Below are 26,888 nucleotides of genomic sequence, written 5' to 3'. Positions count from 1 at the left end.
CTATTTCCTCTTTTATTCGTAAATTGGCAGGTGACAACGGTCAAGTTGTGCTAATTTGCCACCATATGGTTTTAAAATATAAATCACGATATCGTCGATAAGACGCAGGTGCTCTTTTGAAGTTTCCGCTTTGTATGATCCTTTTACCAACTCATACAATATTAAATCAACATCAAACAGTAAATCAATCATTTTTTTATCTCGCGGTACCCACGTGTTCTGAAGTTTAAAGTACGACGCGAGTATCTGTGGCAGGTATACACCGGCTAAATACTGGAACACAACCGATTTATCCATTCTGTGCTCAAGATCTTCAAGTTTTTTTGTCATTTTAAAACGGATGTACTTGATATCACTTTCAGAAAGCGGAGTGGGACCGTTCATATAGATCTTGTTGGCCAGCTGAAAATAACCCTCGATCAACGTATTTCTTTTAAAGAGATGTTTCGCTCTTGAAAGAATATTGATCCAGAAGTGATTGTCCTTGATGATCAGTTTATTAAGGTCGTCCACATCAATGTAGGAGATGTCAAACTCCTTACCAGAGACAATCCTGACTTCCCTTTCAAAACCGCTTGATACTTCCTTTACTACAAATAAGTCGATATCACTGACCTTATCAAGGGAGTCAGGCCTTGTTGAAGCACTGCCTATGAGCGATATGCTTAGAACATTCGCATCTGATTTCAACTCTTCTACCACATCATTCAAAATCAATTTAACGTCTTTCATTTAATCCTCCCAAAATAAGTATTTCGTAGCTGACCGATTTCGGTGTCAGCGCCCTTTAAGTCCGTCAATGTTGCTTCGACCAGACCGATCAGGCTATTTGAAAGTGCTATTTTATCCGCTGTATGCAGTTCCTCTTTAGTGATAACCGTTTCAATAATCGGAACCCCTTGCTGTTTCATTATACCAATAAAGTACTCTCTAGCAATACCCGGTAAGATACCGGACTCAAGCGAAGGAGTGAACCATATACCGTCTTTCTTGATAAAAATGTTCGTTTTCGCCCCTTCTGCCACCTGTTGAAACTCATTGAGTCTGACCACTTCGTCAAAGCCTTGTCTATTCGCCTCTCTCAAAAGTCTGAGGCGCTCAAAGTAATTTGTCGTCTTATGGTAATTGAGCTCATTTGTCGTTGTCTGCATAGCCCATGATAGGGATATTTTGAAGCAGCCGTTCAATTTTTCGATAGTGTAGGGATAGTTTTTTTCAACGACATCCAGATAGGCGTCTTCACCTTCCAGATAGGCGATCAACTTGACAACGGAACAATCATCCTCTGAACCGCTTACGCTTTGTAAGCGTTGGGACATTAAGGCTTGAACCTCCCCAGCTTCAACATGACCCCTAACTCCAAAATAGGAAAGAGAACGGTTCAACCGATCAAGATGGGCGTCATAATCAAGCGCCACTCCGTTTTTTACAAGCATTGTTTCAAATATACCCATTCCAAACTGGAAAGCCTCTAAATTAGCAAATTTATTATGCTTTAATTGAAGAATCATGATATAACGTCCTTTTTAAGGCGACACCTTTTGCAAGTGTTTCTTCGAATTCGGATTCCGGAATCGAATCCCAGACGATTCCACCACCCACTTGGTAGTACACGTGTTCCTTATGTCTGAGGATGGTCCTGATGACAATGTTAAGGTCCATGTCGCCATTTTGCGAGATATAGCCTATGCTTCCTGTATAGATATTCCTCGCAGTGGGCTCAAGCTCGTCGATCACCTGCATGGCTCTGATTTTAGGCGCGCCGGTGATCGAACCACCCGGAAAGGCCGCTTTTATCACATCTACCGCGGTTTTCTTTTCACTAAGCGTCGCGGTCACTGTGGACACAAGATGGAAGACTGTCGGATAGGTTTCGATTTGAAATAGCTGCGGTACCTCGACACTTCCCTTTGCAGCGATTTTAGAAAGATCGTTTCTTTCAAGATCCACGATCATTAAGAGCTCAGCATGATCCTTTTCGCTGTTTTCAAGCCATTTTCGATTCTTGTCATCCTCTTCAAGTGTCAAGCCTCTTTTCACTGTACCCTTGATGGGTCTTGTTTCGACCTGATCCCCGATCAATTTGACAAAACGCTCGGGTGAGCTTGAGAGCACCGAATAGCCGTCGTATTTCAAGTAGGCGGCAAAAGGTGCGGGGTTTCTTCTTCTAAGCTGATAATAAAGCGACGTCTCGTCCGAACAGAACTGCGCGCTGAATCGTTGTGTATAGTTGATCTGATAGATATCTCCGGCCTTAATGTAGGATTTCACCGATTCAATGGCCTTGATATATGACTCGTGGCTCATATTGGACGTCAGTTCGCTTTTGATGAAGGGACCGTCTACCACTTCCACACCCACCTTGTCGTCAAACAATCCTGCGACAGCTTTAAGATCCGCCTGGTCGTCATAGCTTCCGACATAGGCCCTTTCAGTCAGGTGGTCAAAAATGTAGGTCCACTCGTAATGATAAAGCTCGCAAAGCGGAAGGTCGATATCCTCCACAGCCGTTCTTGGCAGGTCTTCTATCAGATTTTTCATGTCGTAGCTGAAATAGCCCACCGCACCACCTAAGAAGGGAATCTCATGTCTAGCGTCGAGTCTTTTGCCTTCAAGCCACATCGATAGCGATACAAAAGGGTCCAGCCCTTTGATGTTGCATTTGTCAAAGTCAGAACTGACACCTTCGGACCTATCGATCTTGAAATACCCCGTAGGACCGGCGCCGATAAAACTGTATCTGCCTAGACGCCCCTCATCCATGCCGCTATCCAGCCAAAAGGCTTTTTCCATATCCTTGATACACCAGTATGCGGCCTCGGGGACAATACTTCTATTTATCTCAATCAGTTTCATTTAGACACCTTTGAACACCTTTTGTTATAAAGTTTGACAACATCTCCTTACCGTACTCCGTGAGAACCGCTTCTGGATGAAACTGAACGGATTCGATGTCATAGGTATTATGCCTCAGGCCCATGATCAGTCCGTCTTCTGTCTGAGATGTGATTTCGAGACAATCAGGGAGCGTCTTCACATCAACCGTCAGAGAGTGGTATCTGGTCACCTTAAGCGGTGACTTCAAACCGATGAAGATACCCCTTCCATCATGGCTGATTTCAAATACCTTGCCATGAATAGGCTCATCCGCCTCTATGACGGTGGCCCCGTAATACTGGGCGATGGTCTGATGGCCAAGACAGATTCCCAAAATGGGTATTTTGCCTGCAAACCTGTCCACTACAGCAAGGCAGATACCTGACTCGTTTGGCGTACAGGGACCAGGAGAAAGTACGATGACCGATGGGTTTAAGAGACTGATTTCATCCAGTGTGATCTTGTCGTTTCTTTTTACGATCACCTCCTGATCCATCTGCTCCAAGTAGTGTACCAGATTGTAGGTGAAGGAATCGTAATTATCTATCATTAGAATCATGTCTTGCTCCTTGAAATGAATTTATATCCTTGGACAGTTTAACAACGCTCCGTCTATAAAGCGTAAAATAATAGTATATGGAGTGGTCAGTCAAGCAGACTGATCTGTACTTGATCTTCCGGTTCCAAATTGCTGACGGTAAGGCCGATCAGCCTGATCGGCTTATCGATGGGTTCGGACTTAAGCAGGTCCATCGCCACTGCCATCAGCTCTTCGCATGTCCTTATATAGTTGTAAACCGTCTTTGATCTTGTATGGCTTTGAAAGTCAAAGGTCTTATACTTCAATGTGACCGTATTCGCCACCAGGGACTTTCTTGAGAGGTAGCTTGCAATCTTAAGAGAGAACCTTTGCAGCTGCTCTATGAGTACCGGCTCCTCCAAGATATCTTCGCTAAAGGTGGTTTCTTTTCCGTAGGATTTCCGTTTTGTCATTTCTCCGACAGGACGGTCATCCACTCCACGTATTCTCCAGTAGATGGCCTTACCGAATCCTCCGATAAACTCGGTCAGAAAAGACTCGTCGTAGATCAACAGATCCTCTATGGTGAAGATTCCGATCCGGTTCAGCCTTTCGACACTTTTCTTTCCGAGACCATGCACTTTTCTTATCGGAAGCGGCTTCAGAATTTCTGGAACATCCTCCTCGTTGATGACTTTGATTCCATTGGGTTTATTCCAATCGGAGCCTAGTTTTGCAAGAAATTTATTATAGGATACGCCAAATGAGGCGGTGAGTCCCGTTTCCATGATGATCGCATGTTTCATCGCACAAGCAAGCGCGTAGGCGTCCTCTACGTCTGATACGTCGAGATAGGCCTCGTCGATGGATACCTGCTCGATATGGTCAGTATACCTTGATAGGATATCGAACACTTGCTTTGACAGCTCGGTGTACCGCTCGTAGCTGCCCCTTACGAATATTCCATTGGGACAAAGTTTTTTCGCCCTGAATCCAGGCATCGCCGAATGGATGCCGAATTTTCTGGCTTCATAACTCGCAGTAGCCACAACGCCTCTTTCACCGACACCACCCACTATGACAGGCTTGCCGCGATATTCGGGATGATCAAGCTGCTCCACCGCTGCGAAAAAAGCATCCATATCCATATGAATGATCTTTCTCATGTCAATAACTCACTCCGTCCACTTCGGGTTCTTCATCCTGCTTACCGACTATTTCAACAGTCACCCTGTTTGGAAGACACACAAGCGACTGTCCGATCTTATCAATTTCACCGTCTGTCACACAGACCTGATTTTTACAGGACGCCTCATGCATGTGCACACTCAGGCCTTCAACGTAAATCGTGTTATCGCCATAACTGTTTTCCACCGTGTAACTCGCACTGGTTGTCGCATCGACAGCAAGTCTTGTCACTTCGACGCCTTCTGATTTGATGACGACCTCCCTTTGACCGTCCTGCGGGACCAGTAGGTCGAATCCTAAGTATAATGCCGCCGCAAGTAGGATCGCAGCTATGATGATGATGATGTCGCCTTTTTTCATTGTCTACCTCTAAACCGTATTTTTGATTTTATTTTATGGGATCAATTTACTCACTGTTTTCCATCGTACTCCCCAATGCCATAGCCAAATACATGAAAACCCTTTATAATCATTATAGATACCAAAACACCGGAGGACAACATGAAACGTAATATTTACAGTATCTTCACTCTTTTAATTGCTTTTTCACTGCTTTTGAGCGGTTGCGGCAACAAACCTCTCCATACCGAGACGGCCTTTTATCTTTACACCCAGGTCCAGCTCACCACTTATGGAAAACTGGACCAGTCGATTTACGATGAAATCTGGTCAACGCTTGATAACATCGACCAGACCATGAGCATGAATATCGACACTTCTGAAATCAATCGTATCAACAGCCAGGCAGGAATCGCGCCGGTCGCCGTATCACAACAGACCTATGATCTGATCGAAAAGGCGCTCGACTATAGCGTAATCGACAGTAAATTCGATATTTCTATCGGATCTCTGGTTTCCTTATGGGGCATAGGAACCGATACGGCCCGTTTGCCAGACCAAACTGAAATTGACGCGGTGCTTCCTTTAATCGACTATAAGAACATCGTCCTCGATGAGGAGTCAACCAGTGTGTTCCTGACGACAAAAGGCATGCAGATCGACCTTGGTGCGATCGCCAAGGGTTATGCCTCGGATCTTACAAGAGACGCCCTACTCGAACATGGTATCAAAGATGCGATCATCAACTATGGTGGCAACATACTCACCATGGGCACCAAGATTGATGGCACCCAGTGGAACATCGGCGTACAGAACCCCGATGAGACAAGAGGTCTCTACTTAGGCATTTTACCACTTTCTGATAGCTCCATCGTCACTTCGGGGAGCTACGAGAGGTTTATGACCCTAGGAGACATCAAGTACCACCATATCCTAGATCCAAGTACCGGCTACCCTATCGACAACGACTTGACAGCCGCTTCAATCATCACTCCAAACGGCGTTGACGGCGATGCGTTTTCAACCCTCGTCTTCGCAAGGGGTTTAGAGGACGGGCTCGCGCTTATCGAATCGCTTCCTACTATTGAAGCGCTATTTATCACAAGTGACTTAAAAATCTACCTGAGCAGCGGCATTAAGGAAACATTCAAACTCATCGACGAAAGTTTTGAAGTAGTCAGATAAGGAGAATTTCATGAATATCATCATCAAACCTAAATTAAAGGAATACCTTGAAAGCAAGAGACTTGACAGCATCACCGTGGATATCATCAAAAAAAGAAGCAACTGCTGCGCTGTTGGAACACCTAAAGCCACAGAAGGTGCCCCATCCGACAAAGAACTGGGATCCTACACGCTTTATCTTAAAGACGATATAAAGTTCTACGTCGACCGCGATGCGCCTATCCTGAACGACGAGCTTATCTTCGACTATAACAAGCTGTTTATGTTATCGATGATCGAGGTTCATGGAATCGATTTTGAAAGGATGCTCTAGCCAAGCCTCCACCAGCATTAAAACACTAAAAAGCCGTTTGAAACTAGATCGTGTTCAAACGGCTTTTCCTATTTGTTTATGACTTATTTCGGCTCTGCAATGACTCTTGCAGCCATTTCCTGGCCCATTGCCTTAAGCAGGTCGAACTCTTTTTGCTTCGCTGTTGAAGTCGCCTCAACCGATTCACCGATTTTTTCCCATTGGATCGTCTCTGCGAACTTATCAAGTGTGCTGACACCACCGCCAGACCATGATTTGTTACCGAAGACTCCTAAGAAACGGTTCTTCAACTTTACATGTTCGATCTTGTTGATCACGGCTTCCATCGCAGGGAAGATGTGAGAATTATAGGCGCACGACCCTAAAATAACGCCTTTGAATCTCCAAATATCCGAGATGATGTACGAAAGGTGTGTTTTTGAAGCATCGTATATCCTGACGTTCTTGACGCCGTTCTCAGAAATGATTCTACCGACATAGTCAGCCATCTTCGCAGTATTGCCATACATGGTGGAGTAGACGATGACAACGCCTTCCTCCGCCTCATGACGCGACCATTTGTCATAAAGATCGATGATCTTACTCGGATTGGTTCTCCAGATAGGACCATGGGTAGGACAAATCATTTTGATATCAAGCTTACCCAGTTTTTTTAACGCGCCCTGCACGATCGGCGAATACTTTGCTACGATATTCGAGTAATAACGTCTTGTCTCATCCTGGAAATTTTCAAGATAATTGATCTCATCGTCGAATATGCCACCATCTAGAGCTCCGAAACCACCGAAGGCGTCCATAGAGAACAAGGCGCCGGATGTCTCATCGAATGTCATCATGGTTTCAGGCCAGTGAATCATCGGAGTCAGGTAGAACTTAAGCTTATGGTGACCTATATCGAGCACGTCGCCTTCACCGATTTCATAAAAGTACTTGCTATCGATGCTGTAGAAGTTTTCAATGAAGGTAAATGTTTTTTTGTTACCTACAATTTTGATATTGGGGTAGTTAGCGATAATCGCAAGCATCGAACCGGAATGATCTGGCTCCATGTGATTGACGATCAGGTAATCCACCTGTTTATCGCCAATGATCTCTTTGATCTTATCGATGTATTGGTCCGTCTTGTTGAACTTGACCGTATCGACGAGCACTACCTTTTCATCATCGATCAGATACGAGTTATACGCAACACCTTTTTCAAGCGGCCAAAAGTTTTCGAACAGGGTTGTTTCCCTATCATTGACACCGATCCAATGGATTTTTTCAGTAATTGGCACTCTGCAGTCCATTCTAGTTCCTCCTTAAAAGTCGTCTTTATATGACCGTGCCGATAGCACGACGTTTTCCCATTTTATTATACCCAATTTATAGTGGCGGGTAAACCTAATAACCGAGATAGTCCTACCTTATAGTTTACATATTCGTAAAAAGAAGGCCTCTCACCCGCTTCGGTCGCATCTGCTGGTTAACCAGACGGTTTTATCCACTAAGCGGGTTTGAGCCTTCTACCTTTAATTGATATTTGTTTTTTCTAATAACTCGTCGATCTCATCAGGCATATACCCCTTGAACTGTGCGGTATATAGCTTCTTATAAATACCGCCTGACTCGATGAGTTCGCCGTGTCTACCTCGTTCTACGATCGCATTTCCTTCTAAGACAAGAATCTCATCCGCGTTCATGATCGTAGACAGCCTATGTGCCACCGTAACGGTCGTTTTGCCGACGGCAAGACGGTCAAGCGCCTGCTGCACGTACAATTCACTTTCATTATCTAAAGATGAAGTCGCTTCGTCAAGAATTACAATCGGTGGATTCTTCAAGAATACCCTGGCGATCGAAATTCGCTGTTTCTGTCCCCCCGACAACTTGACACCGCGTTCCCCTACCATGGTATCATAGCCTTGTGGCAGTGTCATGATGAAATCATGGATAAAGGCGTTTTTCGCAGCTTCTTCAACCGCTTCGTCCGCAGCATCCGGATCACCGTAAAGGATGTTATCCTTGATGCTTCCATTGAACATGAACACATCTTGCTGCACGATTCCGATGGATTTACGTAACTTTTCGATTCGGATCTCTCTGATATCATGACCGCCTATCTTGATCGCACCTTGTGTTACATCGTAAAATCTAGGAATCAAGCTGATAATTGTCGATTTACCGACACCGGACGGTCCTACAAGTGCGATATGCTTTCCGCTAGCTATGTCCAGGTTGAGATTTTCGAGGATATGGTTGTCACCATCATATGCGAAGGTTACCCCTTCAAAATGGATATCGCCGTCAAGATGGTCGATAGCTACAGGATTCTCACTGTTTTGAATTTCAGATTCCAGATTCAAAATCGAATGGAACCGTTCAAAGCCAGTGATTCCCGATTGCAGCTGCTGAATCATCATGACGATGTTTCTGACAGGTCTCATAAAGAAGGATGCATAAAGCAGGAAGGCGATCAAGTCACCGATGTTGATCCAGCCGTTGATCGTATAGATACCACCGACTACGACGATCATCAGATTCATCATGTCGGACAAAAATCCAGTACCTGAAACAAACTGCCCCATCGCCTTGAATGCGGTCTTCTTTGATTTATAATGGTTTTGATTGACATTCGTAAAACGATCGTATTCAAACTCCTCGTTGGCATAAGACTGACATAAGCGTATGCCTGAAATGGAATTCTCCACTTGGGCGTTGATGATCGCAGTCTGCTCCCTTTGTTCCCTAAAGGCTTCTTGCATGGCTTTTCTTCTGATTGTCGCAAACACGAGAAGCATCGATACCATGACGATCAGGATAAGCGTAAGGGAAACATTGATCGTCATCAAAAATCCTAAACTTCCGACAAGAAGAAGAATTGAAATGAAGGCGTCCTCAGGCACATGGTGGGCCACCTCTGATATTTCATGCAAATCATTAACCAGTCTGCTCATCAGCTTTCCGGTCTTATTTTCATCGTAAAACTTAAAAGGAAGCGTCAGATAATGCTTGAAGAGGTCTCTTCGCATATCGCGTTCCATTCTCGCACCCATCACATGTCCCCAGTAGTTCATAAAATACATGCATCCTGCCCTAAGCACAAATAGGAGGGTTAAGACAATACCGAATTTCACGATCATGCTGATATCAGAATTCGGAATATGGTCGTTGATGATACTTCTTGAAAGCATTGGAAAAAGTAGATCTACCAATGATAAGATAATTGCGGCCAGTAAATCCAAAAAGAAAAGCTTCTTGTGCGGCCCGTAATAACTAACGAATTTCTTAAACATAAAACCTCCATTTCACACCAAGACACCAAAAGATGACGGAATATCATGATATAATAAATTTGCACCCCACACAAGCTTCATCTGAAGAACAATCAATTTTAAAAAAACATTCCACTCTTTCTAAAACAGTATAACCGAATTAATTTCGAGAGTCAAAATAATAACTTGAAAAGGAGTTAATATGCGCTTTGAGAATTTGGCAAAACACACGCCTGAACCTATCGGCATCACCAAGCGTTTTGGTATCTTGATTCCACTGGTTATGATAAAGGGGCACTGGCATGTCGTATACGAAGAGCGGGCACATACCTTGCGGTCGCAACCCGGTGAAGTCTGTTTTCCAGGAGGGGCTGTAGAAGTCGGCGAATCATTTTCACAGGCAGCCGTACGGGAAACACATGAGGAACTTGGCATTCCGATAGAAAAGATCCTACTGAAGGCAGCGACTGATTTTATGGTCACACCGTTCAACTATGCGCTTTATCCCTATGTAGCCGTACTTGAAATCGAGTCTTTACAAGAGTTGATTCCCAATGAGGAAGAGGTCGCCAGCGTTTTCACGGTCCCGCTTGATTTTCTGATGACCCACGAACCAGAGAAACACAGCTTGCAAACCCATTTTAAGATAGACGAAGGCTTTCCATTTGCAAAGATACAAAACGGCGAAGCCTACAACTGGAAGACCGGTGCATACGATGTCTACTTTTATGAATATAAAGGAAGAGTCATTTGGGGGCTTACCGCTAAAATCACGGAAAGCTTTATCACCCAGGTCAAAGCGATGTTATGATTGAACTGCCCAAAAACATCAGATAGGCTACCAAATTCTCACGAATTAAGTAGCCTATCAGCTTGGTCGAGCACGTTTAGTTGATGCATATTCAGTTGTAACCGTGTGTTGTTTGTTGATAGACATTCCTCCTATGGGATGTTCGTTACTCAAGTTAAATACAGTTGTTTTAATTTGGGTAATGCTTCCATTTTAGTGATCTAGTCGAATTCAGATCCGATTTGGAACGTCCTCGCCGAAGCTATATGATAACCCTTTCGGGTTTGTATTAACAATATACCCGCAACTCATCCATTTAATCAGTTTACATAAAAAAATACTCAAACATTTCAAACGATTATATTTATGCGAATTGGGCATAAGTAACTTATACTAAAAAGAGGTGAACCTTATGAAAGCAGCAGCATTTTTTGATATTGACGGAACATTGTACAGAGACTCCCTAATGATCGAGCACTTTAAAAAACTTCTAAAATATGAAGTCGTCAACGAGGCGATCTGGCATACCACGCTAAAAGAGAAATATGAGAACTGGCAAAAAAGAAGAGGCAACTACGACGATTACATGATTGATCTTGCCGAGGCCTATATCGACTCCTTGATCGGTATGGAAAAAAGCAAAATGGAGTTCGTCACAGACCAGGTCATCAAATTGCAGGGCGACAAGGTCTACATGAGCACCAGAGACCGTATCACATGGCATCAGGAGCAGGGACACGACGTCTTCTTCATCTCGGGAGCACCGGAGTATCTGGTGGATAGGATGGCCAACAAGTACGGCATCACAGACTTTGTAGGAACCAAATACCTGATGGATGAGAATGAATGTTTCACCGGCCAGGTCATCAGAATGTGGGATTCAGACAGCAAGGAAGTCGCCCTTAAGTCCCTTGTCAAAAAGTATGATATCGACTTAAGCCAAAGCTACGCATACGGCGACACCCATGGCGACATCACCATGTTCAAGCACGTAGGGCATCCTGTGGCGATCAATCCGACACACGAGCTTCTAACCGCAATCAGAGAGGATGAGACGTTAAGACAAACCGCACAAATCATCGTAGAACGAAAAGACGTCATCTACCTCCTAACCCCAGACTGCACAACCACAAGATAAAAGAACTCGCCCCAGGGCGAGTTCATACTGTTGACAAAGCCCAATTTCTGCGTCATTTCAAAAAAGCAGCACGCTTATGTATGTCTATATACACTGCGCCCGCTGCCTTTTCTCATTCCTTGAACTTGAACTTTGTCAACAGTCTGCGATTTTGTTGACTTTGTCAACAACCTCAACTCGCCCCAGGGCGAGTTCTTCTTCTTCTAATCACCTATCACAAATCACCAATCATCCCCCACAACTCACAACCATCACAAGTTCCGAAGTCTCGACCGTCCCGCCGACCTTGGCCCTGATCTCTTTAACAATCCCGTCATGCGGCGCTTTTACTTCAGTTTCCATCTTCATTGCTTCGATCACAAGCAGCGTTTGTCCTGCGATGACTTTCTCCCCTTCAGTGACACTTACTTTTGCAACTGTTCCGGGAATGCTTGCACCGATTTCCTCAGGGATGCCGTTGTCTTTTACCCTAACTTCATCCATGCTTTTTTCTGTTCTTTTTTCCACAACTTCGATTTCTCTTCTGTTTCCGTTGACATCAAACTGAATCCTTCTTCTACCCGAAGTGTCCGACTTACCGATTTCGACCAGTCGTATCGTCATCATCTTACCGGCTTCATAAAGTACATCACAGGTCTCACCTTCGCGTAGGCCATAGAAGAAGACGTCGGATCCTAGGAAGGACAGGTCCCCGTTTGATTTGATGTGTTCGATATGGCTTTTGAACACCTTCGGATACAGGGCATAACTAAGCAGATTTTCATCGCTTGGTTCAACATTCAGTGCAAGCAGCTTTTTCTTGAGCGCTTCAAAATCCTCATCTTCAAGGACACTCCCTGGTCTGACCACGATTTCTTGCTCACCTTGAAGCACAAGTGCTTTTAGGTCCTCATCAAATGGCTCGTCGGGTTGTCCCATCATCCCTTTCAAAAGGGAAACCACAGAGTCGGGATAGGTAAGCCCCTTGCCTTCTTCGAAAATATTTTCTGGCGTCAGGTCGTTTTTGACCATGAAGATGGCCATGTCACCTACCGCTTTGGATGAAGGAGTGACTTTAACGATATCCCCGAACAGTTCGTTCACACTCTTATACATCTGTTTGACTTCATCAAACCGGTGGCCTAGTCCGAAGCTATCGACCTGAGGTTTCAAGTTGGAGTACTGTCCGCCCGGTATTTCGTATTCATAGATCTCCGCACTTGGAGATTTAAGTCCCGTTTCATAGGATGCGTACACGTCCCTCACCGTAGACCAGTAGTCCGAGATCTGCTGCAGATGGTGCAGGTCAAGGCCTGTGTCCCTATCCGTATTCTTAAGGGCTGCGACCACGGCGTTGAGGGCCGGTTGAGAGGTCAAACCCGACATGCTGCTGAATGCGGTATCGATGATGTCCACGCCTGCTTCCGCCGCCATCAAAAGGGTAGCGACACCGTTTCCTGTGGTGTCATGGGTATGCAGATGGATCGGTATGCTGATCTGGTCCTTGAGGGCCTTGATCAGCTTATGCGCAGCATATGGCTTCAAAAGTCCCGCCATATCTTTGATTCCCAGTATGTGTGCTCCCGCCTGTTCGATTTCAATCGCCTTTTTCACGTAGTAATCAAGCGTATATTTGGTCTTGCTCTCATCCAGAATATCACCGGTATAGCAGATGGCAACTTCAGCGATACCGCCCACTTCCCTCACCGCATCAATTGAAACCTTCATTCCCTCGATCCAATTGAGCGAATCGAAGATTCTAAAGAGGTCCACTCCGTTTTCTCTGGCGGTTTTTATGAAGGCCCTTATCACATTGTCGGGGTAATTCTTGTAGCCTACCGCGTTTGAACCCCTAATCAGCATCTGAAGCAGCACATTGGGCATTCTTTTTCTTATTTCCCTTAGACGCTCCCAAGGCGATTCGTTTAAGAACCTATAGGCGACATCAAACGTGGCTCCGCCCCATACTTCGGCAGAAAACAGTCCCGATGCGAGTTTGCTTGTCGCCTCGGCTATCTTTACCATATCCACAGAACGCATTCTTGTGGCCATCAGCGACTGCTGGGCATCGCGCATCGTAGTATCTGTGACAAGCAGGGAATTGCTTTCTTTGATGTAGGCGATCAGGCCCTCTATCCCTTCCTGGTCGAAAATCTGCTTAGTACCGAAGGAATAGGCTATCGATTCAGTTTTTGGAACTACCGGGACATCGAACAAGGGCTTATCCCCTTTGGTTTCGTGAATCACCTTTTGACCGATATAATTTAGTACGCGAGCTTCGACATCGTGTTTTGGCTTAATATCGAAGAGATCCTCGTGCAGTTCAATAAACTTGGTGGTACAGGCGGCATTCTTGAAAACCTCATGGTTCAAGACGTTAAGTAAAAAAGGAATATTCGTCTTCACACCTGTTATCTGCGTCTCCTTAAGCGCCCTCGACGCCTTTTTTATCGCATCCTCGAAGCGAAGAGCGGACGAAGTGAGCTTAAAGAGCAGGCTGTCATAAAAGGGTGTGATGACTGCTCCTGTGAAGCCGTTTCCGCCATCGAGTCTGATGCCAAACCCTGAAGCCGTTCTGTAGACGTCTAGCTTTCCTGTATCCGGCATGAATCCATTTGCAGGGTCCTCTGTCGTCACCCTGCACTGTATCGAAAACCCTCTCGTTGTGATCTCGCTCTGCTTGAGGTTGAGTCTCTCGCTGTCGAAGGTATAGCCGCTCGCTATCAGCAGTTGTGTTTGAACGATATCGATGCCGGTTATGTTTTCTGTAATCGTATGTTCCACTTGAATCCTTGGATTCATCTCAATAAAGAAGAAGTCTTCGTTTTCATCCACAAGAAATTCGACGGTTCCCGCATTCCTATACTTGGCATATTTTGCGATTTTAATCGACGCCTCGTAAAGAGCATCCTTCGTTTTTTGACTGATACCGATCGCTGGAGCAAACTCGATGATTTTCTGGTGCCTTCGCTGAATCGAGCAGTCCCTTTCGAACAAGTGAAGTACCTCACCGCTTGAATCCCCGATTACCTGCACTTCGATATGCTTTGGGTTCTTGATAAACTTCTCAATAAACACATCGCCACATCCGAACGCCTTTAGGGCTTCGCGCTTTGCGCTCTCGAACTCCGCCTTCAAAGCCTGTTCATCTACAGCGATCCTCATTCCACGACCGCCTCCACCAAGAGCCGCCTTGATCATCACAGGGTAACCGCATGTGTTTGCCGCCTCTAAGGCACCGGCTATGGAGCCGATCGGTTCTTTAGAGCCAGGAATTGTCGGCACACCAGCCTCACTCGCCATCTTCTTTAACAGTATCTTGTCGCCCATGGCATGGATCGCCTTATGGCTAGGACCGATAAAGACGATTCCCGCCTGCTCGCACTTTTTAGCAAACTCAGCGTTTTCAGCTAAGAAACCATAGCCGGGATGAATCGCATCCGCCCCCTTGGACTTGGCGACTCGAATAATGTCGTCAATGCCCAAATACGCTTCAACAGGACTTTTGTTATGTCCTATCTCATAGGCCTCATCGGCCTTGTGTCTGAATAGCGCATTCTTATCCTCATTGGAATAGACGGCGATAGTCCGAATCCCAAGCTCCTGACATGCACGAATAACCCTTATTGCGATTTCGCCTCTGTTTGCGACTAGCACTCTTTTAAATTGTTTCATGATTAGTCCCCTTTTTACGAATTTTAATCACAATAACATTTAAATCGTTCGTATTCAATTCGCTTAGGGCATCGTTTAATTAGTAGTTGGTATTAAAAACGAAACTAAACATAGCTAATATAAAATATGGTTATTTTTATTAAGAAATAAATCGATATACTAAATTTTTCAAAGTGGAACAAGTATTTTCGATAAAAGCCATGCAAACGTTATCCTGTTTCAGCAGGCAAGCTAATCACATGAAAAAAGACCTCCGAGTACTCGGAGGTCTTTGATTGATAGATTAGATTTTTTCTTTAGCTTGGTAGGCAGTGTGTAGAAGTTCATGTGCCTTGTGGCCATATGGCTTGCCAAGGAACTCTTCATAAAGCTTGATGACTTCTTGGTTCTCATGAGACTTACGTCTAGTCTTGCCAGCGTCTTCTTTGTAGATCGCTTCTTGACGTTTTCTGATGATATCCATATCACCGTGGTGATATGGCTGTCCGCCACCACCGATACATCCACCAGGGCAAGCCATGATTTCGATCGCGTGGAAGTGAGACTTTCCATCTCTGATGTCTTCAAGAAGTTTTCTAGCGTTTCCAAGACCGTGAGCGATACCGATGTTAAGCGTCAAGTCACCTACTTGGATCTCAGCGGCACGGATGCCTTCAAGACCACGTAGTTGATGGAAGTTAACATCTTCAAGAGTTTCGCCAGTTACCCATTCGTAAGCCGTACGAGTAGCAGCCTCGATAACACCACCTGTAGCACCGAAGATTACAGATGCGCCAGTAGACTCACCTAGCATTTTGTCGAAATCCTCGTCCTCAAGGTTCGCAAAGTCAACGCCTGCTTCTTTAAGCATTTGAGCGTACTCACGAGTTGAAAGAACCAAGTCAACGTTTTGTAGGTCGTCGCCTGCAAGTTCTGGACGAGCAGCTTCCGCTTTTTTAGCCAAGCAAGGCATGATCGAAACAACAGTGATGTCGTCTGGATTAAGACCTTTCTTCTCAGCGTAGTAAGTTTTAGCAACCGCACCGAACATGATTTGCGGTGACTTACATGATGATGGAATGTCTAGCATGTCTGGGAATTGGTGTTCAAAGAACTTAACCCAAGCCGGACAACATGATGTAAGGATTGGAAGTGTTCCGTTGTGCGTAAGTCTGTGCACAAGTTCAGATGCTTCTTCCATGATTGTAAGGTCAGCTGCGAAATCTGTATCGAATACGCCGTCAAAACCTAACTTACGAAGTGAAGCAGCTAGTTTGCCAGTAGTGATCTCACCAGCAGGGATACCGAACTCTTCACCGATAGCAACACGGATAGCAGGAGCAACCTGTACCATTACGTGTTTCTTAGGGTTCATAAGCGCAGACCATACTTTAGAGATGTCATTTACTTCTGTAAGGGCAGCAGTAGGACAAACAGCCACACACTGACCACAGAAAGTACAGCTTGAATCAGCCATATCCATATTGAACGCTGGACCTACGAATGTGTTGAATCCGCGGTTTACAGCTGAAAGAATTCCACATGTCTGAACTGTGTTACACATTGTTTCACAACGTCTGCACATAACACATTTGTTTGGATCTTTAACGATAGATTTAGAAGTAGTATCCTTCTCGAACGCCATCATTTCGCCGTCCCACTTGATTTCACGGACGTTAAGTTCGTTAGCAAGTGATTGCAGTTCACAGCTTAAGTTTTTAGTACAAGTCAAGCAATCTTTAGGGTGGTTAGACAGTAGAAGTTCTACAGCCATACGACGACCAGTGATTGCACGGATAGAATCCGTTTTAACTACCATACCTTCGAAACATTTTTCAGCACATGATGGAGCTAGTGCTGGTCTTCCTTCTACTTCTACTACACAGACACGGCATGAAGCCACTTGGTTTACGATGCCGAAACCTTCTAAGTCCATGTGACAGAGTGTTGGAATATGAACACCAACTTCTTTGGCAGCGTTAAGTACAGTTGTACCTTCAGCAACTTGAAGTTGTTTACCATTAATAGTAATGTTAAGCATTTTCATAACTGTCACCTCCTAACCTTTAATTACGGCGTCAAATTTACAAGCCGTTAGACAAGCGCCACATTTAATACATGCTTGTTGATCAATAACATGTACTTCTTTAACTTTACCTGAGATACAGTTAACAGGGCATTTTCTTGCACATAGTGTACATCCTATACATTTGTCAGCAAGAATCGAGTACTTAGCAAGCGCAGTACACTCGCCAGTTCTACAGAATCCTTGGTGGATATGCTCTTCGTACTCTTCTCTGAAGAAGTGAAGTGTAGAAAGTACTGGGTTTGGAGCTGTTTGACCAAGACCGCAAAGCGCTGTATCTTTGATCATGTTACCAAGCTGGATCAGGTTGTCGATATCTTCTGGACGACCTTGACCGTTTGTGATTCTTTCAAGAATCTCGTACATTCTCTTAGTACCGACTCTACATGGAGTACATTTACCACATGATTCGTCTTGAGTGAACTCAAGGTAGAACTTAGCGATAGATACCATACAGTTGTCTTCATCCATAACGATCATACCACCAGAACCCATCATTGAACCGATAGCTTTTAGTGAATCGTAGTCGATTGGAGTATCAAGGTCAGCTTTAGTGATAACACCACCTGATGGTCCACCAGTCTGTACCGCTTTGAATTCTTTACCATCAAACATACCGCCACCGATATCGTAGATGATTTCTCTAAGCGTGATACCCATTGGTACTTCACAAAGACCAACATTGTTAATTTTACCGGCAAGTGCGAATACTTTCGTACCTTTTGACTTTTCAGTACCGATAGAAGCGAACCACTCTGGACCTTTGTTGATGATCACTGGGATATTCGCATAGGTTTCTACGTTGTTAACGCATGATGGTTTTTTCCAAAGACCTTCTACTGAAGGGAAAGGAGGTTTTTTGTTCGGCTCGCCACGCTTACCTTCAACAGAGTTGATAAGAGCAGTCTCTTCACCACAAACAAACGCACCGGCACCAAGTTTAACTTTAATGTCGAAGTTGAAGCCTGTTCCCATGATGTCATTGCCTAGTAAGCCGATTTCTCTAGCTTGCTTAAGTGCAATTTCAAGACGAGTGATAGCAAGTGGATACTCAGCACGGATATATACGATACCTGTATCTGCGCCAATCGCGTAACCACCGATAGCCATCGCTTCGATTACTGAATGCGGGTCACCCTCAAGGATAGATCTATCCATGAATGCGCCTGGATCCCCTTCATCAGCGTTACAAAGGATATATTTTTGCTCGTTCACTTCACGACGAGTGAATTCCCATTTAAGACCAGTTGGGAAACCACCACCACCACGGCCACGAAGTCCAGAGTCTTGAACAAGTTTGCAAACTTCTTCAGGAGTCATTTCAGACAATACTTTACCAAGTGCTTGGTAACCGTCAAATCCGATATACTCTTCAATGTTCTCTGGATCGATCAATCCGCAGTTTCTAAGTGCGATTCTATATTGTTTTTTATAGAAGTTCATGTTTTTGTCGTCTTGAGGTTTTCCGTCTTCACCTTTGTAAAGAAGTCTCTCGATACGACGGCCTTTGATGATGTGCTCATTGACAATTGTGTCTGCGTCATCTTCATTGACTTTTACATAAACCGTGTTGTCTGGTAATATTTTAAGAATTGGACCAGCTCCGCAGAATCCGAAACATCCAGTTTTAACTACTTGAATTTCTTGATCGTAACCGTTTTCAGCAAGTTTACCTTCAAGAGCTGAGATAATGCCTTCAGCTTTTTGGGACATACATCCTGTTCCGCCACATACCAAGATATGACCATTATATTTACCCATGATCTTCCTCCCTATGCCTTAGTGAATGTTTGCATCAACACATTGTCGTTTAAAGTTTCTTTACCTTTAATGTGTTTCGTAACGATTTCTCTAGCAACAGCTTCTGTTACGTTACCGTATAGCACAGGTTCTTCTCCTGGGATATTGACTTGAACCGTTGGTTCAGAGTGACAGTATCCAAGACAACCTACACGAACAACACGAACGTCAGTAATGTTCTCTTGAGCCAATTGATCGATGATCGCTTGCATAGCTTCTCTACCGCCGGCAGCGATACCGCAAGTTGCAAGACCGATCATTACTTCGATATTGCCATCCACGTTTTGACCAGCTTCTCTAAGTTGAACTTTAGCAAGAGTCGCCTCTCTCATTTTCTTCAAATCTTCGAGTGATTTAATCGCCATGATTAAGCCTCCTTCTTGTATTCAGCTACGATTGCTGCAACATCATCCACACTAACATGACCATAAACTTTGTCGCCTACAGTTAAGATTGGAGCAAGACCGCAAGCACCTACGCAACGAACATCTTTCAGAGTAAATTGCATATCTGGTGTAGTTCCTGCTGATTCAAGGCCAAGCTGCTTTTTAAATTCTTCAAGCACCTTTTCAGAACCTTTAACGTAACAAGCCGTACCCATACATACAGAGATCTTATGTTCTCCAGTAGGTTGAGTAGAGAAGTAAGAATAAAAACTTACTACGCCGAATACTTCTGCCGCTGGTAAGTTAAGGCCTCTTGAGATGAAGAGCATAACTTCTTTTGGTAGGTACCCGATTAATTCTTGCGCCTTGTGTAAACAGTGAATCACTGCGCCCTCTTTCGTTTCAAGACCATCGATATACGCTTGTAACTGATCGTAAATATCTTGTGAAATGTCTTTAACGCTGATAGGTGCAGTTTGAGCTGCTGATTTAGACATATGTACACCATCCTTTCAAAAATTGCTTTAGTAAGCACTCTCTTTACATACCCAAGTATTCAGAATATTCACTCATCATTACAATTATTTTAACGATTCATATTATAAAATCGTTTCAATTAGATGATAGTGTGAATCAATTGCAATTACTTGGATACGAGGGATTGTATACAAGATACATTCCCAATTCACATTTATTATAACGTATGATATTCCGCTTTGCAATGCACTTTGTCAACATTTTAACATCAACTCTTAAATAAACCGTAATAACTCTTCATTAATCCGGATTTTTCAATTGAAAAACACTCTCAAATAGCTTAAATGCAAGTTATTTACTCGGGTTTGATTGTTATTTACCAAACTAAATCGTTAATTAATTGTCAATATATGATTCAAGCTAGTATTTCCCACGCTTGTAAGTTACACTATTCAAGGATTATTCACATCAAATCACAGTTTAACATTAAACTTTTTAAGGAGAATAGCTATGCAGTCTTTTAAGCCAAGTGGCGTTTGTGCCAATAGAATTGATTTTAAAGTCCAAGATGGAATCATCGAACAAGTAAATTTTGTCGGTGGATGTCCTGGGAACCTGATCGGACTCACAGAACTCATCAAAGGAGCTAAAGTCGAAGATATCGTTGAAAAATTCAAGGGGATTTCCTGCGGCGGTAAAAAGACTAGTTGTCCGGATCAGTTTGCCAAGGCTTTATCTGAGGTTGTATGAGTTTGGTTTAGTTTAGTTAAATTAGTTTAGTTTAGTTGAGAGATGGAAGAGGGTTGTACTCGCTGCTGCTCGGGTAATACCTTGTGCTGGCGCACTCGGGCTATACCTCGCTAGCGCTCGGGTCGTATTTGCCTTTGCCACGCCAAAGGCGTGTATAACCCGAATGCGAAGCAAAGATATAGCCCGATTGCGAAGCAGAGGGAAAACCCGAGCAAGGCGAGGTATAGCCCTCTTTCACCTTTTTTTTACCAACTTCTTAAACCAACCTAAAGAAATGTTTCTTTCCCACTTTAAGCACATCCCCTTCTCTTAAGATCGGGGGTTCATCCGCTCTCACTTTTTCTCCGTTGACTCTAATTCCACCTCCAATCATCATTCTTTTTATTTCACTTTTGGATTGCATCAATCCTTGACTCAGAATCAGACCGATCAAATCGTTTTCGCATCCCTTGATGCCCAATTCGGTCATCAGTTCCGGGGTTTTCCTGTCTCTGAATACCCTGTTGAAGTTCTCTTGTGCGCAGAGCGCATCTTCTTCCTTGTGGTACTGTCCTATTATTCTTTTGGCCAGACTTACTTTCGCCTCTTTTGGATGAAGCGTGCCATCCAGCAGTGCGTTTTCAATCTGTTTCTTTTCACTGGGTGTGATATCTGTCGCCAGCTCGTAGAAGGTCATCATCAGATCGTCTGAAAGGGACATTACTTTTCCGAATATTTCTTCTGCAGATTCGTTGATTCCAATGTAATTGCCCAAACTCTTGCTCATTTTTTCGATTCCGTCGAGTCCGACCAGTAGCGGCATGAAGAGCGCCACTTGTTTTTGGTGACCCTTGTTTTCTTGAAGCGTCCTCCCCATGAGTAGGTTGAATCGCTGATCGGTGCCTCCAATTTCGATATCTGCATCAATGGCGACGGAATCGAACGCCTGCATGATCGGGTAAAAGAACTCATGAATCCCGATTGGCAGCTGATGTTTGAATCGCTGCTTGAAATCGTCGCGCTCAAGCATCCTAGCCACTGTGAATTCAGAAGCCAGTTCTATCACCTCAGTGAAGTTCAGCTTAGATAGCCATTCACTGTTGAATCTGACTTCTGTAAGGTCCGGATCCAAAATTTTAAAGATCTGATTTTCGTATGTTTTGGCATTTGCGAGTATTTCCGATTCAGAAAGTGCCGGTCTCATCTTGGATTTTCCAGTAGGGTCGCCTATTCGGCCGGTGAAATCTCCGATTATGATCACACACTTGTGTCCTAGTTCTTGAAAATGTTTCATTTTTCTAAGGACGACCGCATGTCCAAGATGTATATCAGGCGCAGTCGGATCAAGTCCCAACTTGATGGTGAGCTGACGATTGGATTCAAGCATTTTTTTTAATTCTTCTTCGTGAATGATTTCTGCGGTGCCTAGCGCTATACGTTCGAATGATTCTTGACTGTTCATAAATTCTCTCCTTTGAACTTGTGTCGTGATATTGATTCTCTATGCAAAAAATTAAAAACTCCCACCTCCTAGGCATAACCTAGGAGGCGAGAGTCAAGTCTCGCGGTACCACTCCTGTTTGTGACGGCTTCACAGCCAATCACCTTATCGACTTCGTCAGCAAGTGAGAAAGTCTAGCGCTATAACGGGCACTCCCGGCATCGGCTACTCTTAGTTCACCTAGCGATTCATAGGGGTATTCATACAACCATCGCGACTTCTTTTCACCAAACAGAAGCTCTCTACGCGTCAACGGATTGTGTTACTATTCCTAATCAAAATCTTACTCAGTATTATACGCCGTTCCTAAAAGTTGTCAACTATTAAATCATTTAGTGATACGCATGGTTGGATAAGCAAGATGTATGCTCTCGTCCGCCTCTACCATGTCGAGTATATCCTCCCAAATCTTTTCGCTTGTAGGCCGTCTGTTTTGGGGTGCGCACAGGTACCTAATCGTAAGCTGCACACCGGATTCCTTGACCGTTGTGTAGACGATAGGAGTGAGATATTTGTAATAGATCATGTACTTTTTAGAAGCATGTCTGATTTTTGACTCCACATCTTCTGTGACATGCAACGAATGGTTCTGAGAGATCACCTGCATTTTTTCTTTTGCATCTCTCCAATCCGACTCAAACGTCAACAGTACGTTGATCTCGTTCCAGATATATTTGAAGCCAGTCGTATAATTCGCCAGATGTTCAGTAAACACTTTACTGTTGGGCATATGGATGATCCGTCCTGTGCTTTGGTCATCTTCCACCCAGTTTCCAATTTCCATCATGGAGAATTGAAAGAGACGTTGATCGATCACATCTCCTTTGACAGATCCGATTTCAATCCTGTCTCCTACGATAAACGGTCGTTTGAAGACGATTAGGAACCATCCTGCCACATTGGCGACCAAATCCTTAAGTGCGACAGCAAGACCTGCTGAGATCAGTCCGAAATAAGTGCTGAACGAACCTCCTGCCTGAAACCAGATGACGATGATCAGGAGCAGCGCTAAGAAAAACGAGAAATACGTCACACTTCTTTTTACTTTGTAATAGCTACCTGCATCCTGGATTTTTTCGTGCAGCACTTTCAGTGTGATACGTTTTGCAATCATGATCAATATGATGATTGCAAGGGTCAACACCAGATCATATGTAAAATTCTCTTTTAAAAAAGGCAAGTCAATTCCGATAAATCTTGTTATATCCATCTAAACCTCCTCCTTGGTACCATCATAAATTGAACACTATCTTTTGAAGACAAAATAAATCAGTACCAGTGCGGCTATCATGACCATGCCTATGACCTGTCCGACTGGGCTTGATCGATGGTTCTCTTTATCCATCTCTTGTGCGCTCATGACATGGTGGTCAAACCATTCGATAGGCAGATAGTTTTCGATCGAACTGTAATGATGCTTCGATACGACAAGCACATCAAAGCCCAGTGCATGCATCATCAACATTCTTGCCAGAGCGATCACCGAAGGGACCTTCTTCTGATTGTCCTCCACGATACATTTGGGCACGGTTTGGGTCAGTTCTGTATGATGGTAGGCATCTAGGATGTGTCTATTGTCGAGTAAGAGCGCCGCAAGCAGTTCTGGTTTCTTATAGGAAAGCTTGAGCTCCCCATCAAGCCACTGCATGACCTTAAACGCTGACTGGACCACTCTGTCTTTTTTCACCTCAGACAGATGCGCAAGTGGCTCGAGGTCCTGTTTTTCTTTTAAAGCACTTTGATCAAGTTCTTTGGCTGTTTTCACACTGTAGGTAGTGGGTCGCTGGTCTAAGGAATGGAATCCGCCATAGACAAGGGTCGTCCTGTTGTGATCCTGTTTCCACTTTCTCGCAGTCGACATCAGTTGATGGGTATGTCCGTCCACCTTGGTGAAGAAGCAAGGAAGTGTGACCTGCCGCTCATCCGCATGAAAGCCCGGTCGGTATTCATACGGCTCAAACAAGAGAAGTGACAACTCATCTACAGTCGTAGCAAGCCTCAGCACTTCTTGTGCCTGTGTATCCAACATGCCGATTTTGTATAGTCTCGATTCCACTCCAAGCAGTTCTGTCAGTTCGCGGTCCGCATCGTATGCCGCTGTTTTATGAATTTTCATCTTATCACCTCACGCAAGCCAGTAATCCCTTTGAATCGCGTCCTCAAGATCTTTCATTTCGATCAAGATCCTGTCTAGTTCAAGTTCGAGATCCTGTTTTTGCTGTTGACTGTCACTGGTCTTGATCTTATCATGTATTGATTCGACCTGTAATTTCAATCTCTCGAGTCTTAAGATCAGTTCTTGTGTATTCGATTGATGGTTCACTCAGTTGCCTCCTGTTAACAATACTCTATCCCTTTACTACCTTATTTTGTCGTTGTCACTTGTGATACTTTCATTTTCATTATAACACTTTACCCGATGCCATGAACACATTATCAAGGGACATGAATGAAAAGCCAGTGATTCACCTGTCGGCAATTCACTGGCTTTTTTAGTTATTAATGTGAAACACCATCGTATTTTTTGTTTCCTGGCCTTGTAATCACAAGCTCGAGCGGTTCAACCTCATACTCGTCTCTCGCCTTTAGCGTTAAGCCTCCCACATAGAATACGACTCTTTCGTCGTGTAACCTTAATGTATGGTTACTGGACCCCAGATTGACAACCAGTTTAGTTCCATCTTCGTAGTGGAGTTCCACTACTTTTTTAATACGTTTTATCTTCACTTTTGTCTGGTGTGTGAACGCAGATGTTCTAAATACGGCAATCGAACGTCTCAGTTCCAATGCACCTTTTACAAAATCCACAAGCTCATGATACTCCGTTCTTCTATCCCAGTCTATCCCGTTGACAAAATCTGAAGATTTATAGGAGTTATGATCCCCGTTTTTTGTTCTGCAAAACTCCTGACCTGCGTGGATAAATGGAATCCCATGTGAAAATATAAGTACGGCCATAATCAGCTTATGCCTTCTCAACCGTTCTTCTTCCGGTATCTCTATCGCGACCATCTTGTCATAGAGCGTATGGTTGTCATGACACTCGACATAGTTGATGCTCTTGCTAGGCGCGTCAAAGAAATCCTTTCCATCCGGACCCTTTTCAGAACCGAGCAGGAAATTGCTGAGCCGCGCAAAATTTTTCAAGTCACCGGTCAGAATACCTTTTTCAAGAATTTTCTCCATGGTGGTTCCACCTTTGATGGTGTCTCTGAAGTAATCATTGAAATGACCGATATTATGCATCTCTTGCTGGTTCATCATCGTCGCCTTTTGATCGTCGTCTAGTAGTGTGGGCATATCCCAGCCCTCACCGTAGATCATTACGTTGGGATCGATACTTTCAGCAAGTTCAACAATCTGGTTCATGGTTTCAATATCAAGGATGCCCATCAGGTCAAACCTGAATCCGTCGATACCGTAATGGGTCATCCAGCTCTTGATACTCTCCAAAATATACTTTCTCATCATCAGTCTTGTCGAATCGATGTCGTTTCCACAAAAAGAGCCGTTCGAGATTTCACCGTTCTTTCCTATTCTAAAATAATAATAGGGTACTAGTTTTTCAAAATCAGAAGAGAATCGCTCGAACATATGGTTATAGACGACGTCCATGACAACTCGTATGCTAGCACCGTGTAGTCCTGCGATCATTTCCTTAAGTTCCATGATCCTGCAGTAGGGGTCTTCGACATCTGTCGCATAACCGCCCTCTGGCACATTGTACTGTACAGGATCGTAGCCCCAGTTGTAATGCATCATTTGACGGTGCTCGTCCACAGAACCGAAATCAAAAATCGGAAGAAGCTGAACATGGGTGATACCAAGATCTTTCAGGTAATCAAGACCTGTGCTGTCACCAAATGTGTTCACCGTGTTTTCTTCGATAAGGCCTAGGTATTTTCCCTTTCTTTTGATTCCACTCGATTTTTTTGACGACCAGTCCCTAATATGAAGCTCATAGATCACAGCGTCGTTTTTTTGTCTTAGCGGCAATAGGCGATCTAGATTCAAGGGAATATCGGTTTTGTTCATATCGACTACCACCGATGAACCGTTATTGGCAGTGGATGCCAGCGCATAAGGATCATTGGCAGATTCCCACTGACCGCCTATGTTCACCAGATACTTATATCTTGCCCCTTCAAGGTCACCATCGACTTCCACCTGAAAAACACCCTGTTCGTTCCTTGTCATTTCAAAGGTTCCAAGCCCCTTGATGTCAGTCAGCATTCTCGTAGCGACAGGCGACCAGACCTTGAATATCGTCTTCTTAGGAGTATAAAAATTGCCAAGGTCTCCATCATAATAGTATTTCTCGTCAAAGGAAGTGGACCTGACGATATAGCGGTAGACCACATTTGTCTTTAAAAACCTATCGTCAACAGCGGTATAATTACGCCCGACCACTAGACCTTCCACACTTAGGTCATATTTTATGCATGTTGTGTTTCTGGTGGTTTTTTCTATTTTCACTTCATAATAATTGTTTTCTTCATCAATAATCTTAAATCCTTCGCTTATGCCATCATAATAGATCAAATCGACTTCGGCGGTCAGCTTTTTTATATCGTCCCAGTACATCCTAAATGTCATCTTATGCCCCCTTAAAATAAATAATTCCTTTTATAGCATAACCACAGTACCTTGATTTTGCAATTGACAGAGTCTA

23 protein-coding genes and 1 other annotated feature are annotated in these 26,888 nt (G+C 44.0%); of the genes, 5 read left to right on the top strand and 18 right to left on the bottom strand.

Going from position 1 to position 26,888, the window contains the following annotated elements:
* Positions 1–12: 12 nt before the first annotated feature.
* The 6 genes from DWB64_RS03485 to DWB64_RS03460 form a co-directional block, all read right to left on the bottom strand.
* Positions 13–732, bottom strand: coding sequence for a hypothetical protein (locus tag DWB64_RS03485; protein ID WP_129486801.1), 720 nt, complete (start codon positions 730–732; stop codon positions 13–15).
* Entirely contained in the window at positions 729–1,511 is a 783-nt protein-coding gene (locus DWB64_RS03480; RefSeq protein ID WP_129486800.1) for an aminotransferase class IV, read from the bottom strand. Before DWB64_RS03480 ends, DWB64_RS03485 begins: the two co-directional genes overlap by 4 nt.
* Complete coding sequence (gene pabB / locus DWB64_RS03475; RefSeq protein WP_129486799.1) at positions 1,489–2,856, bottom strand: aminodeoxychorismate synthase component I; 1,368 nt, start codon at positions 2,854–2,856, stop codon at positions 1,489–1,491. The genes DWB64_RS03480 and pabB overlap by 23 nt, the downstream gene beginning before the upstream one ends.
* Complete coding sequence (locus DWB64_RS03470) at positions 2,843–3,436, bottom strand: aminodeoxychorismate/anthranilate synthase component II (RefSeq protein WP_129486798.1); 594 nt, start codon at positions 3,434–3,436, stop codon at positions 2,843–2,845. Before DWB64_RS03470 ends, pabB begins: the two co-directional genes overlap by 14 nt.
* A gap of 86 nt (positions 3,437–3,522) precedes the next feature.
* Positions 3,523–4,563, bottom strand: coding sequence for a DNA polymerase IV (locus tag DWB64_RS03465; protein WP_164980211.1), 1,041 nt, complete (start codon positions 4,561–4,563; stop codon positions 3,523–3,525).
* Between the two features lies 1 nt (position 4,564).
* Positions 4,565–4,945, bottom strand: a complete 381-nt coding sequence (locus DWB64_RS03460; protein ID WP_129486796.1) for a NusG domain II-containing protein — start codon at positions 4,943–4,945, stop codon at positions 4,565–4,567.
* 141 nt (positions 4,946–5,086) lie between these two features.
* On the opposite strand from DWB64_RS03460, the gene DWB64_RS03455 reads away from it, so the two are divergent.
* Positions 5,087–6,109: an FAD:protein FMN transferase gene (locus DWB64_RS03455; RefSeq protein WP_129486795.1), complete on the top strand. Its 1,023-nt coding sequence runs from the start codon at positions 5,087–5,089 to the stop codon at positions 6,107–6,109.
* 10 nt (positions 6,110–6,119) lie between these two features.
* A complete protein-coding gene (locus DWB64_RS03450; protein WP_129486794.1) occupies positions 6,120–6,422 on the top strand; it encodes a hypothetical protein in 303 nt (100 codons plus the stop codon).
* A gap of 83 nt (positions 6,423–6,505) precedes the next feature.
* Here DWB64_RS03450 and DWB64_RS03445 read toward each other — a convergent pair whose 3' ends face one another.
* Together DWB64_RS03445 and DWB64_RS03440 are read right to left on the bottom strand one after the other, a co-directional pair.
* Positions 6,506–7,711 (bottom strand): FprA family A-type flavoprotein, encoded by a 1,206-nt coding sequence (locus DWB64_RS03445; RefSeq protein ID WP_129486793.1) that lies wholly within the window; start codon positions 7,709–7,711, stop codon positions 6,506–6,508.
* Between the two features lie 222 nt (positions 7,712–7,933).
* A complete protein-coding gene (locus tag DWB64_RS03440; protein ID WP_129486792.1) occupies positions 7,934–9,697 on the bottom strand; it encodes an ABC transporter ATP-binding protein in 1,764 nt (587 codons plus the stop codon).
* 181 nt (positions 9,698–9,878) lie between these two features.
* On the opposite strand from DWB64_RS03440, the gene DWB64_RS03435 reads away from it, so the two are divergent.
* On the top strand, positions 9,879–10,487 hold the full coding sequence (locus tag DWB64_RS03435) for a CoA pyrophosphatase (RefSeq protein WP_129486791.1): 609 nt from the start codon (positions 9,879–9,881) through the stop codon (positions 10,485–10,487).
* 391 nt (positions 10,488–10,878) lie between these two features.
* Complete coding sequence (locus DWB64_RS03430) at positions 10,879–11,604, top strand: HAD-IB family hydrolase (RefSeq protein ID WP_129486790.1); 726 nt, start codon at positions 10,879–10,881, stop codon at positions 11,602–11,604.
* A 228-nt stretch (positions 11,605–11,832) separates the two neighbouring features.
* Here DWB64_RS03430 and DWB64_RS03425 read toward each other — a convergent pair whose 3' ends face one another.
* The 5 genes from DWB64_RS03425 to DWB64_RS03405 all read right to left on the bottom strand — a co-directional run bounded on the left by DWB64_RS03425 (position 11,833) and on the right by DWB64_RS03405 (position 20,006).
* Positions 11,833–15,258: a pyruvate carboxylase gene (locus DWB64_RS03425; RefSeq protein WP_129486789.1), complete on the bottom strand. Its 3,426-nt coding sequence runs from the start codon at positions 15,256–15,258 to the stop codon at positions 11,833–11,835.
* 283 nt (positions 15,259–15,541) lie between these two features.
* Complete coding sequence (locus DWB64_RS03420; RefSeq protein ID WP_129486788.1) at positions 15,542–17,284, bottom strand: NADH-dependent [FeFe] hydrogenase, group A6; 1,743 nt, start codon at positions 17,282–17,284, stop codon at positions 15,542–15,544.
* A 12-nt stretch (positions 17,285–17,296) separates the two neighbouring features.
* On the bottom strand, positions 17,297–19,084 hold the full coding sequence (gene nuoF, locus DWB64_RS03415; RefSeq protein ID WP_129486787.1) for an NADH-quinone oxidoreductase subunit NuoF: 1,788 nt from the start codon (positions 19,082–19,084) through the stop codon (positions 17,297–17,299).
* 11 nt (positions 19,085–19,095) lie between these two features.
* Positions 19,096–19,488, bottom strand: coding sequence for a ferredoxin (locus DWB64_RS03410; RefSeq protein ID WP_129486786.1), 393 nt, complete (start codon positions 19,486–19,488; stop codon positions 19,096–19,098).
* Positions 19,489–19,490: 2 nt separating this feature from the next.
* A complete protein-coding gene (locus tag DWB64_RS03405) occupies positions 19,491–20,006 on the bottom strand; it encodes an NAD(P)H-dependent oxidoreductase subunit E (RefSeq protein ID WP_129486785.1) in 516 nt (171 codons plus the stop codon).
* Positions 20,007–20,496: 490 nt separating this feature from the next.
* On the opposite strand from DWB64_RS03405, the gene DWB64_RS03400 reads away from it, so the two are divergent.
* On the top strand, positions 20,497–20,736 hold the full coding sequence (locus DWB64_RS03400; protein ID WP_129486784.1) for a TIGR03905 family TSCPD domain-containing protein: 240 nt from the start codon (positions 20,497–20,499) through the stop codon (positions 20,734–20,736).
* 256 nt (positions 20,737–20,992) lie between these two features.
* On the opposite strand, the gene tyrS is transcribed toward DWB64_RS03400, so the two are convergent.
* The 5 genes from tyrS to pulA form a co-directional block, all read right to left on the bottom strand.
* A complete protein-coding gene (gene tyrS / locus DWB64_RS03395; RefSeq protein WP_129486783.1) occupies positions 20,993–22,177 on the bottom strand; it encodes a tyrosine--tRNA ligase in 1,185 nt (394 codons plus the stop codon).
* Positions 22,178–22,256: 79 nt separating this feature from the next.
* Positions 22,257–22,504 (bottom strand) — a binding site (T-box leader).
* A gap of 40 nt (positions 22,505–22,544) precedes the next feature.
* Complete coding sequence (locus DWB64_RS03390; protein ID WP_129486782.1) at positions 22,545–23,426, bottom strand: mechanosensitive ion channel family protein; 882 nt, start codon at positions 23,424–23,426, stop codon at positions 22,545–22,547.
* A gap of 36 nt (positions 23,427–23,462) precedes the next feature.
* Positions 23,463–24,332, bottom strand: a complete 870-nt coding sequence (locus DWB64_RS03385) for a YceG family protein (protein ID WP_129486781.1) — start codon at positions 24,330–24,332, stop codon at positions 23,463–23,465.
* 9 nt (positions 24,333–24,341) lie between these two features.
* The gene (locus DWB64_RS03380) at positions 24,342–24,539 is read right to left on the bottom strand and encodes a hypothetical protein (protein WP_129486780.1); all 198 of its coding nucleotides are present in this window, start codon (positions 24,537–24,539) and stop codon (positions 24,342–24,344) included.
* 176 nt (positions 24,540–24,715) lie between these two features.
* Positions 24,716–26,812 (bottom strand): type I pullulanase, encoded by a 2,097-nt coding sequence (pulA, locus tag DWB64_RS03375; RefSeq protein ID WP_129486779.1) that lies wholly within the window; start codon positions 26,810–26,812, stop codon positions 24,716–24,718.
* Positions 26,813–26,888: the final 76 nt, after the last annotated feature.

This window comes from Fusibacter sp. A1 (assembly GCF_004125825.1).
Classification (GTDB): domain Bacteria; phylum Bacillota; class Clostridia; order Peptostreptococcales; family Acidaminobacteraceae; genus QQWI01.
This window is presented reverse-complemented; position numbering and strand designations above follow the sequence as displayed.